The 18,279-nt window shown below is 65.6% G+C and carries 15 protein-coding genes and 1 tRNA gene; 8 read left to right on the top strand and 8 right to left on the bottom strand.

From position 1 onward, the window contains the following. The first annotated feature begins 123 nt into the window (after positions 1-123). The 4 genes from gltJ (at position 124) to DB31_RS21875 (ending at position 5,227) form a co-directional block, all read left to right on the top strand. Positions 124-2,166 (top strand): adventurous gliding motility protein GltJ, encoded by a 2,043-nt coding sequence (gltJ, locus tag DB31_RS21890; RefSeq protein ID WP_044191068.1) that lies wholly within the window; start codon positions 124-126, stop codon positions 2,164-2,166. A gap of 222 nt (positions 2,167-2,388) precedes the next feature. Beyond that, positions 2,389-3,285, top strand: coding sequence for a hypothetical protein (locus tag DB31_RS21885; RefSeq protein WP_157232102.1), 897 nt, complete (start codon positions 2,389-2,391; stop codon positions 3,283-3,285). A gap of 203 nt (positions 3,286-3,488) precedes the next feature. Next, positions 3,489-3,974 (top strand): toxin-antitoxin system YwqK family antitoxin, encoded by a 486-nt coding sequence (locus tag DB31_RS21880; protein WP_044191064.1) that lies wholly within the window; start codon positions 3,489-3,491, stop codon positions 3,972-3,974. A gap of 152 nt (positions 3,975-4,126) precedes the next feature. Beyond that, positions 4,127-5,227 (top strand): TIGR04552 family protein, encoded by a 1,101-nt coding sequence (locus DB31_RS21875; protein WP_044191062.1) that lies wholly within the window; start codon positions 4,127-4,129, stop codon positions 5,225-5,227. A gap of 45 nt (positions 5,228-5,272) precedes the next feature. Here the strand turns inward: DB31_RS21875 and DB31_RS21870 are convergent, their stop codons facing one another. Next, positions 5,273-6,619 carry an Ig-like domain-containing domain gene (locus DB31_RS21870; protein ID WP_044191061.1) on the bottom strand — a complete coding sequence of 449 codons (1,347 nt, stop codon included), beginning with the start codon at positions 6,617-6,619 and terminating at the stop codon, positions 5,273-5,275. Between the two features lie 248 nt (positions 6,620-6,867). Beyond that, complete coding sequence (gene ffh, locus DB31_RS21865) at positions 6,868-8,511, bottom strand: signal recognition particle protein (RefSeq protein ID WP_044191059.1); 1,644 nt, start codon at positions 8,509-8,511, stop codon at positions 6,868-6,870. A gap of 100 nt (positions 8,512-8,611) precedes the next feature. Here ffh and DB31_RS21860 point away from each other — a divergent pair. Next, positions 8,612-8,697, top strand: a tRNA-Leu gene (locus DB31_RS21860). Between the two features lie 391 nt (positions 8,698-9,088). On the opposite strand, the gene DB31_RS50585 is transcribed toward DB31_RS21860, so the two are convergent. The 4 genes from DB31_RS50585 to DB31_RS21840 all read right to left on the bottom strand — a co-directional run bounded on the left by DB31_RS50585 (position 9,089) and on the right by DB31_RS21840 (position 11,874). Further along, positions 9,089-9,607: an acylphosphatase gene (locus tag DB31_RS50585; protein ID WP_240486845.1), complete on the bottom strand. Its 519-nt coding sequence runs from the start codon at positions 9,605-9,607 to the stop codon at positions 9,089-9,091. A gap of 170 nt (positions 9,608-9,777) precedes the next feature. Beyond that, entirely contained in the window at positions 9,778-10,557 is a 780-nt protein-coding gene (locus tag DB31_RS21850) for an NADH-quinone oxidoreductase subunit B family protein (protein ID WP_044191056.1), read from the bottom strand. Between the two features lies 1 nt (position 10,558). After that, positions 10,559-11,416 carry an FAD/NAD(P)-binding protein gene (locus DB31_RS21845; protein WP_044191054.1) on the bottom strand — a complete coding sequence of 286 codons (858 nt, stop codon included), beginning with the start codon at positions 11,414-11,416 and terminating at the stop codon, positions 10,559-10,561. Next, on the bottom strand, positions 11,413-11,874 hold the full coding sequence (locus tag DB31_RS21840) for a cyclic nucleotide-binding domain-containing protein (RefSeq protein ID WP_052420155.1): 462 nt from the start codon (positions 11,872-11,874) through the stop codon (positions 11,413-11,415). Before DB31_RS21840 ends, DB31_RS21845 begins: the two co-directional genes overlap by 4 nt. Before the next feature lie 331 nt (positions 11,875-12,205). Here DB31_RS21840 and DB31_RS21835 point away from each other — a divergent pair, with 331 nt between their 5' ends. From DB31_RS21835 to DB31_RS21825, 3 genes are all read left to right on the top strand, one after another. After that, positions 12,206-12,883 (top strand): hypothetical protein, encoded by a 678-nt coding sequence (locus DB31_RS21835; RefSeq protein ID WP_044191053.1) that lies wholly within the window; start codon positions 12,206-12,208, stop codon positions 12,881-12,883. A 237-nt stretch (positions 12,884-13,120) separates the two neighbouring features. Then, positions 13,121-13,555 (top strand): F0F1 ATP synthase subunit beta, encoded by a 435-nt coding sequence (locus tag DB31_RS21830; protein WP_169787085.1) that lies wholly within the window; start codon positions 13,121-13,123, stop codon positions 13,553-13,555. A 527-nt stretch (positions 13,556-14,082) separates the two neighbouring features. Beyond that, positions 14,083-14,568 (top strand): Hsp20/alpha crystallin family protein, encoded by a 486-nt coding sequence (locus DB31_RS21825; protein WP_044191051.1) that lies wholly within the window; start codon positions 14,083-14,085, stop codon positions 14,566-14,568. 229 nt (positions 14,569-14,797) lie between these two features. Here the strand turns inward: DB31_RS21825 and DB31_RS21820 are convergent, their stop codons facing one another. Further along, complete coding sequence (locus tag DB31_RS21820) at positions 14,798-15,820, bottom strand: zinc-dependent alcohol dehydrogenase family protein (protein WP_075306122.1); 1,023 nt, start codon at positions 15,818-15,820, stop codon at positions 14,798-14,800. Further along, positions 15,732-18,191 (bottom strand): phosphoenolpyruvate synthase, encoded by a 2,460-nt coding sequence (gene ppsA / locus DB31_RS21815; protein WP_240486807.1) that lies wholly within the window; start codon positions 18,189-18,191, stop codon positions 15,732-15,734. Before ppsA ends, DB31_RS21820 begins: the two co-directional genes overlap by 89 nt. Between the last annotated feature and the right edge of the window lie 88 nt (positions 18,192-18,279).

The raw sequence follows: 18,279 nt of genomic DNA, 5'->3' as shown, positions 1-18,279 counted from the left end.
GGGTTCAGCCGTTGAAAGGCAACCGGGCGGTCTTGGGACGCATCCTTGACCCCCCCGGTGAGCACCTCTACGATTTTGGTTTGGCGGGATTTCTTCCGTCTTTTCTGTGACTTGCGGGGAACGATGCGCTTCGTCTGCGACAGCTGCCGCGCGCAGTACATGATTAGCGACGACAAGATTGGCGCCAAGGGCGTCAAGATTCGTTGCAAGAAGTGCGGCCACACCATTGTGGTGCGTCCTGCCGGCGCCGCGGCGCCGAAGGATGATGGCTCGTCCGAGGCTTCGGCTGTGACGGCCACCACGACGGCCAATGGGGCCGCGAACGCCAACGCTGCGGCGTTGCCGGCCTCGTTGGGAACGCCGCCCGAGGGTGGCCTCTTCACGGATGTCGAGGAGGACGAGATCGGCGCGGTATTCGATCAGGTCCTCAACTCGGGCTCGCAAAAGATCGGCTCGGGTGATGACAAGGCCAAGGAGGCGAAGGCGGCCTCGGCGGAGGCCATGCGCAAGCTGGCCGAGGCCGAGGAACTGCCGGACGATCCCAAGGCCACGGCATCCGCGAACGACTGGTTCGTCGCCATCGACGAGAAGCAGGTGGGGCCGCTCACCGTCGACAAGATCAAGGAGCACTGGGATCGCGGCGAGGTGGGTCCGGACAGCCTGTGCTGGCGCGCGGGCTTCAGTGACTGGATCCCACTCTCCGAGGCGAAGGAGCTGGCCTCGGTGCTCGCGCCGCGTCCGGCGAAGCCGGTGATCGTCGCGCCTGCATCGGTGGCTGCGGCATCGTCCGCTCCGTCTGCGCCGGTGGAGTCCGCTTTCAGCGCGGGGGCTGCGTCGAAGAACAACCGTCCGGAGATTCCGGCGGCTCCGGCGCTGGGCCAGGAGCCGACGTCGTCGGGCTGGAAGCCCTCGGCGGCGAGCGTGCTGGCCTCGCTGGTGAAGGAGGAGAACGACGCGCTGTCCAAGCCTCCTCCGAAGCCTGCGGTGGAGGAGAAGCCCTCGGCGCCGGGTCTGCTGGATCTGCCGCCTCCCGAGCCCGCGATGGCACCTGCGGCGCGTGCGGCGCCGATGATGGCGGCGGCGGCCGAGCCGATGCGTGCATCACAGCCTGCGCCCATGCCGTACGCGCCTGCTCCGGCACCTGCGCCTGCGTACGCGCAGCCTGCGCCTGCGTACGGGCAGCCGGCCTATGCGGGGGCGGGGTATCCGCAGCCCGCGTACCCGGGATATCCGCCTCCGGCGGCGCCTGCGGCTCAGGGGGGTGGGAACAAGACCGTGATGTTCGCGGCCATTGGAGGCGTGGTGGTGTTGCTCTTGGTGGTGGGCGGTTTCTTCGCTTTCCGAAGCCCGCCGCCTCCGCCTTCCGAGCCTGTGGCAGCCGTGACGCCGGCTCCCCAGCCCAAGGAGCCCGAGCCGGCCACTCCGCCGGTGGCCAAGGTGGAGCCGCCTCCGAGCGCCCCTGCGGCCAACCCGCCGACACCGACGCCTGCGCCAGCCGTTGCTGCGGCCACGCCACCTGCGGCTCCTGCGGCGGGGACGGCTCCGGCCACGCCTGCGGCCACTCCTGCGGCGACGCCGACGCCTCCTCCCACGACACCGGCGGCGACTCCTGCGGCGGCCGAGGCCGTGGCGAAGGTGACGCCTTCCTCGAAGACGGGGGAGCGGAAACCGTCTTCGGGCGAGTCCTCGCGTCCGAGCTCTTCGAGTTCTTCGAGTTCGTCCAAGTCCGAAGCCGTGTCGAAGCCGTCGAAGCAGTCGGACGATGGCCTGGGCGATGACTTCGATGATCTGTTCGGGACGAAGAAGCCTGCGGCGGGGAAGACGGCCAGCGGCGAGAAGACGCCGTCCACGTACATTCCGCCCGCGCCGGGCGGCGACGTGCCCGAGCGGCTCGGTCAATCGGACATCATGTCGGTGGTGGTGGCGAACAAGCCGGCCATCGTGAAGTGCGTGAACGAGCAGAAGAAGAAGGATCCGGGCCTGACGGGCCGTCTGGTGATGAGGTGGGTCATCCAGACGAACGGCAAGACGACGGGCGTCTCGGTGAAGTCGGAGGAGTTCAAGAAGACCTATATGGCGACCTGCATCTCCGGGCTCATCAAGGGTTGGAACTTTCCGAAGCACAAGAAGCAGGGCGATCCCATCGATTTCCCGTTCATTTTCTAGAAGTGATTGCGAGCGGACAGTGGCGCGGCGGTAACAAAAGGCCGTGCTGCTGTCCGCTTTCGTTCGCGCTGAATTTCCCAGTGGGGAGTGCGTCGAGGGGGCGTCAACATTCGTTGACACATCCAGACAGGCGGGGCTAAAGCGACCGCCGCTCGCAAGAATGGGATGGGGGCTTGTGAGGCCGGAAGCCCCATGCGAGGCACCCACAGGAGGAAGTCCAGCATGCAGCTTCGTAAAACGTTGATGATGCTCACCGCGCTGAGCGCGCTGAGCGTGGTGATGACTGGTTGCCCGGCGGATGAGGAGACCAGCCTGACGTGCACGGCGGATGGAGACTGCCTCGACGGCGAGATCTGCCACCCGTCCTCGAAGGTCTGTGTGAAGACCTGTACGGCGGGATCGGACTGTCCCTCGAGCGCGAAGACGTGCGCGGCGATCAGCACCTCGGACAACCGTCAGGTGTGCCAGTGCTCCACGGACGTGCTGTGCAACTCTGAGGGAACGACGGACCTGGTGTGCTCGAACCTGGACAAGGTCTGCACGCCGAAGTGCACCTCGGACTCGGCTTGCGGCACGGGCCGCACCTGCGACACGGCGACGGGCCAGTGCAAGGCCGGCTCCAACCCGGGTACGACCTGCTCGGGCACCGCGCAGTCGACCTGCTCTTACGGTCAGTTCTGCTCCAGCTCCACGTGCACGGCGGCTCCGGTTGCTCCGACGACCTGCGAGAACTTCCCGTCCGGCAACCGTCCGGACTGGAGCGCGACCACCAGCAACGGCCCGGTGATCTACTCGATCACCAAGCTCCGCTACGAGACGAACTCGAGCTTCTGCACGAGCGGCGGTGCTTACGTGTTCAGCATCCGGGCCTACCGGACCGATGCGAACTGGCCTGACACCCGCAATGGTCTGTCTGGCTTCTTCTACGTGAAGACGGATACGACCAAGCTCGACGTGGTCAACTCGGGCCTCCTGCTGCCCAACACGGGTTACAACCGCAGCACGACCAACCTGAAGGACGCCGAGTTCCAGACCTACCTGTGCGCGAACCTGTCGAGCATCCAGGTTGGCTACTACTTCACGGGTGGCAATCCCGTGTGCGCGAGCTTCAATCAGTAGTCATGGATAAGCAGCAGCTTGTGTAACGCTGCTGGTGACATCGATGACCCCACTTTCGGATTTGCCGGGAGTGGGGTCTTGTCGTTCAAAGTGCTCTAAGGTGAGCTAACTGCGGGAACAGTTTCGTGAATAATGCCGAATTGATCCCGTTGATCTAGGCAGCGACGGTGAGGCCGTCGAACTGCGGATGAAAGGAAGACCTCATGTTGACCAAGAAGTGGACCAAGGCTCTCGGGATGATGGTTGTGATGACGGTAGCCCCTGCGGCGTTTGCGTCGTCGCCCATCAAGCTCAACTGCCCGGCGGGGACGGTTCAGAAAGGCGGTTCGGACGCGACGCACGACATCACTGCGTGCGTGAAGAAGAGTGAGCAGGGGTTCAAGCCTCACGGTCCCACTGTGTACTTCTACCCGAACGGCGCCAAGCAGGCGGAGGGGCAGTCTGAGAACGGCTTCCGCACTGGCCTCTGGACCTCCTTTGATGAGAAGGGCAACAAGACCGGGACTGCCATGTTCAAGGGCAGCAACTTCCACGGTGAAGTCGTGGAGTTCTACCCCAGCGGCAAGGTCCGCAAGGTGGACCTGTACTCGGAGGGCCTGCGTGAGGGGACCGCCAAGGAGTTCTCCGAGGATGGCCGGGTTGTGAAGCAGGTGGAGTACCGCAACAACCGTGAGGTTGCGGCCAAGTAAACGGAGCGAGCAAGGTCCCGCGACGACAAGCGGGCAGAGAAAAAGTTGCCCTCCTCCTTGCACCAGCACCGAGGCCCTCTTCCAAGCGGAGGAGGGCCTTTTGTTTCGCCGCTGCATTGCCCCGGCCTACGGGCTCGGCTAGAAGCGCCGCTGTGAAGGTCGTGTCTCTCATCCCCCAACTGCCCGAACTCCCGATCTGCACCGTGGAGGAGATGGGCCTTCGAGAACTGGAGCGCCTGCGGCTCATCTTGCGCGGGGGGTCCGTTATCGATTGGCGGCGGATGCACTTCCAATCGCGGGACGAGGTGGATCATTTCCTGCGGCTCTGCCAACTGGACGTCTCGCGGCTGTATGACGATGCCTGGGCGCGCGCGGTCCTGGCGGACGCTGTGGAGTACCTCCGCAAGACGTTCAACTATCGGGTTGCCGAGGCCGTGGCGAACCCAGCGGAGATTCACGATCTTTTCCTATATGCCTCCGGAGCCAAGGGGCTGCCCAAGTATCGCCGGATCGCCTGCATCGTCCTGAAGGTCATGCACGTGATCCAGCACATTGAAGGACGTGACCTTCTCTTCCAGTTGCCTGTTTCCGAGGCGGAACTGGCGGATTTGGTGACAGCGAAGGTTCTCAGTGTGGCCCAGGAGATTCAGGCCAAAGGTCTGCCTGTGCTGGAGTTCGCGCATTCCATCAAGACGCGTGACTCGTTGGTCACCAAGCTGATTGCGAAGAAGGAGACGGTGGCTGCGCAGGTCTATGATCGCACGCGGTTCAGGATCATCACGAAGCGTCACGAAGACATTCTCCCGATTCTCTATTTCTTGACCCAGCGCCTGTTCCCCTTCAACTTCGTGGTTCCTGGGCAAACAGAAAACTCACTGCTCCCGTTCAAGTCAGTACTGGCCGAGCACCCGCACTTCGAACAGTACGCGACACAACTGCATCTGGATCGTGATTACGAAGACCGAGAAGACCGCACCAGCAATCAGTTCTCTGGTAGCACATTCCGCGCGCTCAACTTCATCGTGGATATGCCATTGAGGATGGATGCGTATCTGCCTCCCCCTGAGAAAGATATTCGTCCGCGCAAGGGGAGGGTGGTGTTTTGTCTGGTTGAGTTTCAGATCATGAATGAAGAGACGGCTCGCCTTAATGAAGAGGGCGAGAATGCTCACAAACTCTATAAGAGGCGCCAGAAACGGCGTGTGCTGCGCCGTCTCGCACGCGGTTTGGTTGTCCCGAAGCGACAGGGTTAACCAAAGCATCGAATTGCACTCGAAGAATGCACGAATACCGCAATCTTAAGGGTATTCATAGGTGATGAGAAGTTCTGCCAGCTTGGGGGTTTGCTCCACGTCCGAGACGATGGTGTCACGGAGGCCATCATTGTTGCTTGGAACCTCAAAGCGCAGTCTGAACTGAGAACGCTTGGAGTTGCGGTTGGTTCTCTCAAGCCAGTCAAGCGCCACGAGCGATGTGACTTCGGAAGTCAGGGTGGCAGGAATGGCACTGTTCAGGACAATAATGGGCGAGCCTAAAGCGGCTGACTCATATTGACCTTTTGAGCTTGGGTTGGTTGTGTCCGTGGTTGAAAATGCAATCGATTCGCCAATGAAGACTCTTTCAAGAAGGAGTCTTCCAAGGGAAGAGAAAGGGCTGCCCTGTTGGCTTGATGTGAACCATTTGAGTCTGCAGTCAGCGATGCGGGCTAGATTTTCTGGCAGGACATCGAGTTTGAAGCCGATAAAGAGCCGCACCTCGCGATTCTGGGTATTGTCGCCAACGTTCTCAAGATTGTAGAGGGCACTTGTTCTGGCGTAATCGGGAGCAAGTGCAGAGCCGCTTGTGTAAGGATCGAAGTCAATCGTAACCGTGTTCACTCGAATGGCGCGGAACGAGGCGGCCGTGGCGCTCTCCAGTGTGTTTCCAGCCAAGTCCTTGGCGGCCATCGAGACTTGCCATCCCACGGTTGTTCCGTAAGGAAAGTCCGTGTCTGGGTTGAACGTCATCACGGTTCCTTCCGCGCTCCAGGTGAAGACGCCAGCGTTGAACCCCGAAGGCGACGTGATGGCGAAAGCGGTCTGGGCCGAGGCTTTGTCCATCGGCTCTGAGAACGTCACGGTGAAGGTCGCGCTCTGTGCCACCCCGATGGCTCCGTAGGACGGGCTGATGGCGAGGATGGTTGGCGGTGTGGTGTCGGGCGCAGGCCCCGTTGTCTCGAACGAGAATTGCTTTCGGTCCGTTAGCGCGTTGCCCGCCACGTCCTTGCCGTCCACCGACAGCATGTAGGTCGTGTTCTGGGCCAGCGCCGCCAGTGGCTGCAGCGTGAGCTGGGTGTTGTTGCTCGTCCAAACTCCAGTGCTGAGCGCCACCATAGGTGCGATTGATACCTGCACCGTGCCCACATTCATGGGCTCGGAGAAGGTGAACTGGAACTGAGGGCTCGTGGTCACGTTGGTCGAGCCGTGCGTTGGCACCGTTGCAGTGAGGGTTGGCGGGGTCGAGTCCGCAGGAACTCCTCCGTCCGGCTTGGTGCCCCCATCCGGGACTTCCGGATTCGGAAGGGGGTCCCCTACCTCGGGAACATTGATGCAGGCAGACATCAGAACAGCCACAACCAAGGGGATGAAACGATTGAGAAGGGTCATGCCACGCTTCCAGAGCAAAAGGCGGTCCACTCCCTTCGTGGATATGCCTCGCCCGCTAAAGGGCCCAATTCTCAGCAGAAAAGACGGTTTTGGACGCCAATGCCAGTGGCTGGCTGTTCCGTCCGGCGCTCACACCGTCCGCCGCCGTAGACGAGGAGTCCACGCCGCGAGACGGTTGGGCCTTGGCTACACCTCGGACGGTCCCTGAAACGGAAGGGGCGCGTCCGAGGCTCTGAAGGAGGGGAGTCCTACTTCTTCTTCCGGTTCTTCTTCCGGTTCGCCTTCTCGCGCTTGCGGCGCTCCTTGATGGCGTCCTTGTCCTCCGGCTTGCCCGCCGCCGACGGCGGCGCGTAGCCCATCAGCCGCGCCTTCGCCATCGCCGCCTGGCCCATCGGAGGCGTGTAGCCCGGCGCGATCTGCGGCAGCTGCATGGGCATGCCTCCCATGCCTCCCATGCCGCTCATCGCCTGCTGCATCAGCTTGTCGTTCCCCATCAGGCCCGACAGGTCCATGTTCTTCATCTGAGACAGCTGCCCCAGCTGCTTGAACCCCGGAATCCGTCCCAGCAACCCCGGATTCTGACCAATCGTCCCCATCACCTGCTGCATCATCCCGAACTTCTGCAGCAGCTCGCGCACGTCCTCCGCCTTGCGCCCACTGCCCTTCGCGATGCGCTCCACCCGGCTTGCGTTGATCAGGTCCGGCCGCAGCCGCTCCTTCTCCGTCATCGAGTCATACATCGCCTCGATCTTCGTCAGCTCCTTCTCGTCCGGGTTCAGCTGCTCCGTCAGATCCCCGAACAACGGGAACTTCTCCAGCAGGTCCTTCAGCGGCCCCATCCGCCGCACCATCCGGATCTGCTCCACGAAGTCCTTCATCGAGAAGTTGCCGGACAGCAGCTTGCGCGCGTCCTCCTCGGCCTTCTTCTCGTCGACGACCTTCTCGAAGTCCTTCATCAGGCCGACGATGTCGCCAAACCCGAGAATCCGGCCCGCAAGCCCGTCCGGCCGGAACTCTTCGAGCTTGTCCATCGACTCGCCCATGCCGAGGAACTTGATCGGCTTCCCCGTCACTTCCTTGATCGACAGCGCCGCGCCACCACGCGCGTCACCGTCCAGCTTCGTCAGGATGAAGCCGTCCAGCGTCAACCGCCGGTCGAACTCGGCCGCCGTGCGCACCGCGTCCTGGCCAATCATCGCGTCGCACACCAGCAGGATGTTGTCCGGGTGCACCTTGCCCTTGATGGACTCCAGCTCCGCCATCAGTGCCTCGTCGATGGCAAGCCGGCCCGCCGTGTCGATCAGCACCACGTCGCACTTCTGGTCCCGCGCCGCAGCGTACCCGCGCGCCGCCAGCTCCGGTGGCGGCACGTTGGGCTCGAAGTACACCGGCACCTTCAGCTTCTCGCCCAGCACCTTCAGCTGGTCCACGGCGGCCGGACGGTAGATGTCCGCCGCCACCAGCAGCGGCTTGCGTCCCTCTTGGAGCAGCCGGTTGGCGAGCTTGCCCGTGGTCGTCGTCTTACCTGAGCCCTGCAGGCCCACCATCATGATGCCGCTCAGCTGCCCCTTGGGCTTGAGCTTCAGGCTCGTGTCCACCGGCCCCATCAGGGCCTCGAGCTCGTCGTGGCAGATCTTCACGAAGTAGTCCGCCGGGCTCACCTTCCGCTTCTGGCCGGACTTGTCCGTGATGGTCGTCTGCACCACCTCGCCCACGGTCTTCTCGCGGACGCGGGCGACGAACTTCTTCACCACATCGAAGGCGACGTCCGCCTCCAACAGGGAGACGCGGATGTCGCGCAGTGACTCATCCACCACATCCTGCGTGAGCTCGCTCTTGCCGGCGAGGCGGTTCTTGGCGGAGCGGAAGCCCTTGGTGACAGTCTCGAGCATGGCGGGCGCTTTATAACAAGGGCGGGCCGGAATCGACCGTTGAGCGCATTGCGGCCGTCCAGCAGTTGAGAGATGGTCCCGACACCGTTGTGGCGCTCGGGCACGAGTGGCGGAACAGGCAGACGCAGCGGACTTAAAATCCGCTGGCCCGTAAGGGCCGTCCGGGTTCGATCCCCGGCTCGTGCATTCTTAACCACCGGACTTCACTGGGAAATTCTCCTCGTCCCGCACCAGGTGCCCCAGTGCGACCCTTGAGCGCCCGGACGGCGTCCTTCTTGACGTCCGCGCTGGACGGCCTTGAGAGGTACCCCCCGCATGACCCAGTGGCCGGCGAACGTGTGTCGCATCGTGTGCCAGCCGATGGGACGTAGGCCCGCCCGCTTGTGGGCTCGGAGGAGGGTGTCCCGGCAGGCGTCGTTCTTGAGGCTTGAGGGAGGTTCCCTGGGCATCGCAGAAGACGAACGGCCCGCGGAGGTGCCGGTGCGACTTGAGGGCGCACTCCGGGCAGGTGGCCAGATCCGCCGGGATGATGGGCCGAGGAGGAGCGCTCGGGTCACTGTCGAGGATGCGGAGGTCCTCATCGTGTCCGGGGGACTGCTGCGCGAGCTACCCGGGCGGCGGGCGGAGCTTCACGCTCGAGGGACTGCCGGAAGTCCTCCACCCTGGGAACTGGCCCCTCCACCTCGATGCGGACCCCGTCGGTGCTATTGCGTACCCATCCCACCAGCCCATGGCGGCGGCGTGGACGAAGGGGCGGAAGCCCACGCCCTGCACCACGCCTTGCACGGTGATGGCCAGCCGGATCACCCTCGGCTCCTCCCTCCACTCCCTCCGTGCCGCCACAAGCCGGGCATCGCAGCACGTGGTGCTCCGGGGCGTAGGTGTGTCCACAAGAGCCCGGCACCGTGCGCTCACGTGGATGAGTTCCAGAAAGAGCCGCGCCCCCTCCGCCTTGGTGCCCCGCGCATGGGCGGCGAAGTGGAAGGCTCCGCTCCTGCTTCGAGAGGGTGAGGGTCCGTAGAATGTGCTCTGCCTCGCGGGGAACGGCGGCGGTGGCCTCAGGCGGATGGATGGATGGGCCACCCAGGATGGACATGAGCGCGGTACTGCCGCAGATCCGCGAGGTGATGTCGGGCGCCTCCAGGTACGAACGCCCGCGCAGCAGGGCTCCGAAGAAGCGTGGCGGCTCGCAGATGGCCAGGCGCACATTCGTGGCCTTGCCCTCCCTCCAGGCGCGTGAGGGAGTCTACCTGGAGGGTTCGCGTCCTATTCTTCATGGCGCTCGCTCTCCTCACGGAATGCCGGGGCGTTCGCGTTGAAGTTGCGGAAGGCCCGGACGAGCTCCGCCTCCGAGCGCCCCGCGGCCTGGAAGGCGCGGGCCAGAGAGGCGGTGTTGGGTGTCTCCATGGGCCCGAAGCAGCCGTAGCAGCCGCGTTGGTACGTAGGGCAGAGTGCCCCGCAGCCGGCATGCGTCACGGGCCCCAGGCACGGTGTACCCGTCACCATGACGCACACGTTGCCGCGCAGCTTGCACTCCACGCACACGCTGTGGCTCGGCACGTTGGGCCGCCGCTCCTGGAGGAAGGCGCTCAGCACCTCCAGCAGTTGCCGCTTGTTGATGGGGCAGCCCCGCAGCTCGAAGTCCACCGGCACGTGGTCCGCAATGGCTGTGGAGGTGGCCAGTGTCTCGATGTACTCGGGCTTCGCGTAGACGCTGGAGAGGAAGCCCTGGACATCCTTGAAGTTGCGCAGCGCCTGGATGCCACCCGCGGTGGCGCAGGCCCCGATGCTCACCAGCCGGCGCGACTGCCGCCGCACCTCGCGGATGCGCTCGGCGTCATGGGGTGTGGTGATGGAGCCGTCCACGAGCGAGACGTCGTACATTCCCTTCAGGGACACGCTGGTGGCTTCGGCGAAGTGGACGATGCGCACGGAGTCCGCCAGCGTGAGCAGCTCGTCCTCCAGGTTCAGCACGGTGAGCTGGCACCCATCGCACGAGGCGAACTTCCAGACCGCGAGTGTGGGTCGCTTCCGCTTGCGCGCCATCTCACACCTCGCGGAGGCTGATGAAGGACCGGAGCCGGTCGTAGGAGAACACCGGCCCGTCCTTGCAGAGGAAGTACGGCACGAGCTGGCAATGCCCGCAGAAGGCCACCGCGCACTTCATGTTGCGCTCCAGCGACAGGTGGATGCGCGCGTCGGGCACGCCCAGCCGCTCCAGCTCGCGCACGGTGAAGCGCATCATCACCTCGGGGCCGCACATCAGCGCCACTGTGCGCGCTGGATCCACCGCCACGTCACGCAGCAGCGCAGGCACCACGCCTACGTGTTCCTTCCAGCCAGGGCTCGCCTTGTCCACGGTGACGAGCACCCGCAGCCGCGAGTCCGCTTGCCAGCGCTCCAGGTCCCGGCGGAAGGGCAGATCCTCCGGTGTGCGGGCCCCCACCAGCAGCAACACCTGGCCGTACTTCTCGCGGTGGCGCAGCAGGTGAAGGATGACGGAGCGGAGGGGGGCAAGGCCGAGTCCGCCGGCCACCACGACGACGTCCTGGCCACGTGCCTCCTCCAGTGGCCAGGGCCGGCCGTAGGGACCTCGGACGCCAAGCATGCCGCCTCGGCCCACTCGGCACAGCGCGCGGGTGGTGGCTCCCACGGCTCGGACGGTGTGGATCAGCTCGGCCGGCCGGCTGGGGTCTCCGCTGATGGAGATGGCCACCTCGCCCACGCCGAAGACGTACAGCATGTTGAACTGGCCCGGCTGGAACGGGAAGCCACCCGGGCGTGAGGAGACATCGAGCGATACAGTCCACGTGTCGGCCGTCTCGCGGCGGAGGCTCCGCACGCGGAGCGGTTCGGGCGTCAGCGGGCCGGCGACGCCAGGGACGTGTGGAACGTCGAGGCTCATGCTCCCGCCTTGTAGACATCGAGCCGCTGCAGCCGGACGCGCTCCAGCCGGTCGTAGAGCTGACGCAGCAGGCGCATGGCCAGCGCAGGCTCCAGCACGGGGTGCTCCGGCGAGGGGCCGCGCATGCAGGAGGCATCGAGCGCGAAAGTGTCCACGGACTCTACCGCCCGCGCATCCAGATGCCAGCGGAAGGGTGGGAACAGCCAGGACAGGCCGAGGATGTCGCCGGCCTTCAACGTCTCGAGCAAAGTGGGGCCCCTGCCAGGCACGTTCTGTTCCAGCACCACCTTCCCACTGCGCACCAGGTAGAGCGTGTCCGCCGGATCGCCCTCGCGCAGCAGGAGGGCTCCCGCCGGGAAGGATTGCTCGCGGACCTTGCAGGCAATGGCGCTCAGTTGCTCGGGAGAGAGCCCGCGCAGGAAGGGGTGCTGTTCGAGGGGCGGAAGGGGCTGCGGCATGATCTCCTCTCAGGCGCTGCTCCGGACCCGTCGGTGGCGCGGATGGCCAGCCGTTGACACGGAACAGGCGGCAGGCCCAGGAACTGCTCCACGGCGCCGTGAGCGGCACCCTGCGGCAATCTCGCTCCTCGCTCCAGGTTTCTTCAGCGCGAACTCACGAGTCTCAACGCATCGAGCGCGGGCGCATCCACGGTCGACGCATGGCTCGTACTCCAGGGTGAGGGACAGCGCCATGCGCCAGGCCGGCTGACCCTCCCCCTCGTCCCATGGCAGGGAGGCAAGCCATCTCCCAATCTCAGGGCAGCTCGTTCGACGTGCCGAGGAGGATGCCATGCGCCGCGACAAGAGACTCCGCTTCGCCAGCGTGCTGACCGCCGTGGGCACGGGTGGACTCGCCGCCTACTGGCTCATCCTGCGTCCCTGGCACTTGAGATGGGGAGCCACTCAGGAGGAGTTCACGCGTCCCATGCCCGGCGACGAGCTGGTACAGAGGCCCTTCTACGTCTCGAACCGTGCCATTACCGTCCGCGCGCGACCGGAGGCGATCTGGCCCTGGCTGGTTCGGCTTGGGGTGGGGTCCCAGGGCTTCTACAGCTACGAGTGGATGGAGCGGCTGGCGGGGCTTCGCATCTCCACCGTGGAGCACTTGCTGCCCGAGTTCCAGACGCTGGAGCCAGGAGACACGATTCCGACGGGCCGCGGCCTGCACTTGCCGGTGAGGGCCGTGGAGCCCTATGGCTCGCTGGTGGTCGGTTCCCGTCCCGAGGAGCCGCCAGGGCAGTCCCAGGTGAGCTGGTCGTTGGGGCTCTATCCGCAAAACGGGTTCACGCGCATGGTCTCCCGCGTCCGCACCAGCTACTTCTGGAGACCGGGAGATCCACTCGTTGCCTTCTTCCTGGGCCCTCTTCACTTCTTGATGGAGCGGAAGATGTTGTTGGGCATCCGGCAGCGCGCGGAAGCCTTGGAGGCCGGGCTCGACAAGCCCATGGAAGCCACAGTGAGCGCATGAGGCATTGGAAGAGTGGACGGGTGTGTCGATGGCCTTCCAGCTGCCCTCACAGAGCCCCCGGTTCCAAGGCCAGGTCGTCGCGGTGCGCGGCACGGTGGTGGATGTTCGCTTCCAGAACCAGGTGCCTCCGCTGGCATCGGCCCTTCATTGTCAGCTGGATGGAGCGCACTCGATTCGACTCGAGGACTGCGCCGGGGTTATCCGGTGGTCAGCGAAGGCTCGCCACTGACTGTGCCGGTGGGTTCCGAGCTGCTGGGCCGGGTCATTGATCTCCACGGACGGGTGCTCGATGGCGGCCTGCCGCTCCAGGGGCTCCAGCGGGCCTCGCTCTATCGTGCACCACCGAGGGCATCGCAGCTCCAACGGGCGGGACAGCTCTACCCGACGGGCATCAAGGCCATCGCCCTGTTCTCTCCCTTCACCCACGGCGGGCGAGCGGCGGTCTTTGGCGGCGCGGGGGTCGGCAAGACAATCATCCTGACGGAGTTCATCCGCAATGCGGTGGAGCACCTGCGTGGCGTCGCGGTGTTTGCTGGCATCGGCGAGCGCTCACGCGAGGGGCTAGAGCTATGGGAGGAGATGAAGCGGCGCGAAGTGCTGGGCCAGACGGCCATGGTCTTCGGTCATGGGGCGGCGCGTTGCGATCCGCCCAGCTGCACTGGAGAGGCGTGAGAGGTGCGCCGTGCGACCGTTCGCGCGGATGCTTGCGGGTGGGATCGTGCCGAGCAGGTGCAAGGAGGGACCGCTGGACCTGTCCGCCACGAGTTGGCGCCTCCGCCCACACCGTCCAGCTTGCAGAAAGGAGGTGGCAAGAACCATGACCGACCGAAACTGGGGGCACTGCCAGAACTGCAAATACTTCGCGAGTCTCTCTCGCAGACCCGTGGCGAGCGAAGAAGCACGGTGCCTTCATCCAGAGCTCTCGCGCTTCGAGCTGAAGGTCTTTGGAGCCAGCGGCTGCAGGGCGTTCGATCTGCGCCCCGGGTTGGGCAGGGAGGTTGAAGAGCCCACCGTGCAGATAAACCCATGAGGTAGGGAGCCGAGCCTGATTCCAACAAGGCTCCTGCACCCCAGGGCATATGCCCTCGAAGGCCAGTTGTCCTCGCGTGCCCCATCACCACGTTCCGCCCCCCGCCCAGCCACGGCGGTTCTACTCACCAGGCCGTCTGGTGCGGGAGTTGTCAATCTCAGGAGGAAATATGGCCATCATCAGGAGAGGTGAAGCTGTCCCGACGACCCGCCGCTCGCTGCTCCCGTGGGATCTGTTCCAGACCATGCGTGAGATGCTGAACCTGGAGCCGATGTCCCAGCTGCTTCCGGAGCGGCTGGGGACGTATGTCCCTGCCTTCGATGTCTGGGAGACGAAGGACGCCTACGTCTTCAAGGCAGACGTGCCCGGTTTTCGTGAGCAGGACCTCGACATCCAAGTCACCAACAACCGCCTCACCCTCTCGGGCAAGCGCGAGGCCGAGCAGGTCTCGGAGACGGATACGTACTACTGCTCCGAGCGCTCGGCGGGCACGTTCACGAGGACCTTCTCTCTGCCGGTGGGCATCAACGCCGATCAGATCCGCGCGGAACTCAAGGAGGGCATCCTCACCGTGAACGTGCCCAAGACGCTGGCGGTCCAGCCGAAGCGGATCGCTGTTCAGGGCACGGCGCCAGAGGGGAAGGTGAAGGCGTAGCCTGGAGGCACGTGTGGGGCGGTGGAGGAGTGGCATCGCCCGTCTGCGGCCCTCCTCAGAAGTGAAGGAGCGCGCGGGGCCAGAAAAGCAGCGCGAGCCCGAGCGCCAGCATCACCGCCCCGCCCAGCAGGAGCACCAGGAGCAGCAGTGCGGGTGGACGCACGAAGCCCAGCGCTGATGGCGAGTCACAAGATGGGTGAGCACTTGGACGCCCTGGAAAGGTTTTCCATCACCCCTCAAGGGGGGCTGGGCTGCCGGTCAGGTCCAGCACCGCTGCTCCGCGCACCCGCCCCGCCCGCAGATCTTCGAGCGCCTGTGCCGCTGCCTCCAATGGGTAGCTCTGTACCTCGGTGCGTACCGGCACTCGCGGTGCGAGCGCGAGGAACTCCCGCCCGTCTTGCCGCGTCAGGTTGGCCACCGAGCGCACCACCCGCTCGCCCCACAGCAGTGCGTAGGGGAAGGCGGGGATGTCACTCATGTGGATGCCTCCGCACACCACCACGCCCCCGGGAACCGTCGCTCTCAGGGCCAGGGGCACCAAGGCTCCCACTGGCGCGAAGAGGATGGCCGCATCCAGGGGCTCCGGAGGCAACTGCTCGGAGCTGCCCGCCCACTCCGCCCCCAGTTCTCGGGCGAACGCCTGTCCCGCCGCGTCTCCTGGGCGTGTGAAGGCGTACACCCTCCGGCCCTGGTGGCGTGCCACCTGAATGAGGACGTGGGCCGCCGCTCCAAAGCCATACAGCCCCAGTCGCTCGCCTGGGCCCGCAAGCCGCAGACTCCGGTACCCAATCAGCCCCGCGCACAGCAGCGGCGCCGCTTGCACATCCGGGTAGCCCTCGGGGAGCGGAAAGCAGAACCGGTGATCGGCCACCGTGTACTCCGCGTATCCGCCATCGAGCTGGTACCCCGTGAAGCGCGCCTCCGCGCACAGGTTCTCCCGGCCCGAGGTACATGCGCCACAGTGGCCACACGTCCATCCGAGCCACGGTACTCCCACGCGCGTGCCCAGGGCGAGGTCCGTCACCCGTGAGCCCAGGCCCACCACCGTCCCGACGATCTCGTGCCCGAGCACCAGTGGCTGCTTCGCGTGCGGCAGCTCGCCGTCCAGCACGTGCAGGTCCGTGCGGCACACCGCGCAGGCCCGCACTCGCAGCAGGAACTGCTCAGGACCTGGGATGGGCAGGGGCCATCGTTCTTCCCGCAGGGGTTGTCCAGGCGCTGGGAGCACCATCGCGCGCATCGTCGCTTCCACGGGCGCCTCCTTGCCTCGCGGCCTCCAGCAGCAAGCGCCGCTCTGCTGCCGCGATCACCCTCCGCGCCGAGCCCACCGCCCCCGGGTCCACCGAGATGGAGGTGATGCCCGCGCGCACCAGGTGCTCGGCGAACTCGGGGCGGTTGGAGGGCGCCTGGCCACACAAGGAGCAGGTGATGCCCGCCTCGAGGCTGGCCCGGATGATGCGCACAATCGCATCCAGCACCGCCGCGTCCGACTCGTCGAACAGCTCCGCGCACACCTCCGAGTCCCGATCCACCCCCAGCATGAGCTGCGTCAAATCATTGGAGCCGATGGACACGCCCGTGATGCCCATGCGCGCGTACTCGGGGATGCGGTACACCACCGAGGGCACCTCTGCCATCACCCAGCGCTCCAGCCCTCGCTGCCGCCCCAGCGGGCTTCGATCGATGGCTTCCAGGCACGCCTCCAGCTCCCATTTCGTGCGCACGAAGGGAATCATCACGTGCAGGTTGGACGTCTCCTCGCGTACCCGCGCCAGTACCTCCAGCTCGAGCTGGAAGATCTCCGGCTCACGGATGTACCGGTAGCAGCCGCGATAGCCGATCATCGGGTTGGCCTCGGCGGACTCGAACTCGGCGCCACCCTCCAGTCCCCGGAACTCGTTGGTGCGGAAGTCCGTGGTCCGATAGACGACCGGTCGTGGCCGGAATGCGCGGGTGATCTCCAGCAGCGACCCGGACAGCTTGTCCATGAACTCCTGGCGTCTCCCGAGCGCTAGCAGCCGCTTCGGGTGCACTCCCCCGAGCGCGTCCGTCAGCATGAACTCGGCGCGGAGCAGGCCCACACCGTCCACCGGCATCGCCGCCACTTCCTTCGCCTGTCCCGGCATCGCCAGGTTGACATAGAGGCGCGTGGCCAGCGGCTCCGGATCCCCGGGACTCACAGCCATGGCTGGGGCTCTCTGGACGGTGGCGTTCGTGGGCTCGGCGGTAGGAGTTTCCTCCAGCCCTGCGCGCACCTGACCCGTGGCGCCATCCACCGTGATCTCCTCCCCATCGCGGAGCACCCGAGTGGCCATGCGTGTCCCCACCACGCAGGGGATCCGCAGCTCACGGCTGACAATCGCGGCGTGGCACGTGATTCCGCCGCTGTCCGTAATGATGGCGGCGGCCCGGCGCAGCGTGGGCACCCAGTCCGGAGATGTCATCGGCGCCACGAGGATCTCGCCCTTGCGCAGGTGCCGCCCTTCCTCGGGCTTGTGTAGGACGCGCACGCGGCCCGAGACGATGCCAGGGGAGGCGCCCATCCCCGTGACGAGCACGGGCTCCTTCGTTCGGGACAACCTCTTCGCTGGGCCCACAGTCTCCGTCAGGGTGGTGATGGGCCGCGACTGGACGAGGTACATGCGCCCCCCCGACTCGGCCCACTCCACGTCCTGCGGCGAGCCGTAGTGCTGCTCCACGTTCAGCCCCAGCCGCGCGAGCTCCAGCACCTCTTCGTCCTTCAGCACGCGGCGGCTCGCTTCCTCGGGCGACAGATCCACGCGGCGCTCCTGCCCGTGTCCCTCACGGACGATCTGGTAGTCCTTGTGGCCAACGCGGACCTCCAGCACCCGCATGTGCTGCTTGTCCACAGCGTAGGTGTCCGGCTCCACCTGCCCGCCGACGACCACCTCGCCCAGTCCGAAGGCGCCCTCGATGATGAGCCGATCCCGGCTGCCTGTCGCCGGATCCGCGGTGAACATCACCCCCGAGCGCGCCGAGTCCACCATCTCCTGCACCACCACGGCGAGGGTGGGCTCCTCGGAGACACCCTGGCTTTTGCGGTAGGCCACTACGCGCTGGCCATAGGCGGAGCTCCAGCACTCGCGCACCTTGTCGAGCACCGCCTCCTCTCCCACCACGTTGGTGAACGTCTCGTGCATCCCCGCGAACGAGGTGGCGGCCGTGTCCTCGGACGTCGCGGACGAGCGGACGGCGACCGCTCGATCCTTCCCCAGCTGGCGATAGGCCAAGAGCAGGGCCGAGCGCAACGAGGCTGGGAACTCGATCTTGCGCACGAGCTTCTTCAGCTCATCGGACAGGATGGCGAGCGACTCGGGTTTGTCCGGATCGATGCGCCGCCAGAGGTCCGTCAGCTTGGAGCGGATGGGCTCCATGGACGCCTGGAAGGCCGCGGCGGTGACCACGAAGCCCCGAGGCACTGGCAGGCCCGCCTTCTGTAGCTCCCCCAGATTCGCTCCCTTGCCCCCCGCGATGGCCGTGTCTCCTCGGGAGAGAGACTCGAACCAGATCACCAGGGCAGGGGGCTCCTCTCGTGGGCCTGGCTCCTGCCCAGGTACGCCTCGCGTCACGGGCCCCTTCTTCGGCGGCATCGTCAGTTCCATGGCCTGCTCCCTCCTCGAGGCCGTCTGTGAGGTGCGGTCCAGCGCCGGGCCGCACTCGGTGCTTCCTTCTTGATAGGCATGAACCGCG

The organism is Hyalangium minutum, assembly GCF_000737315.1.
GTDB lineage: Bacteria > Myxococcota > Myxococcia > Myxococcales > Myxococcaceae > Hyalangium > Hyalangium minutum.
This window is presented reverse-complemented; position numbering and strand designations above follow the sequence as displayed.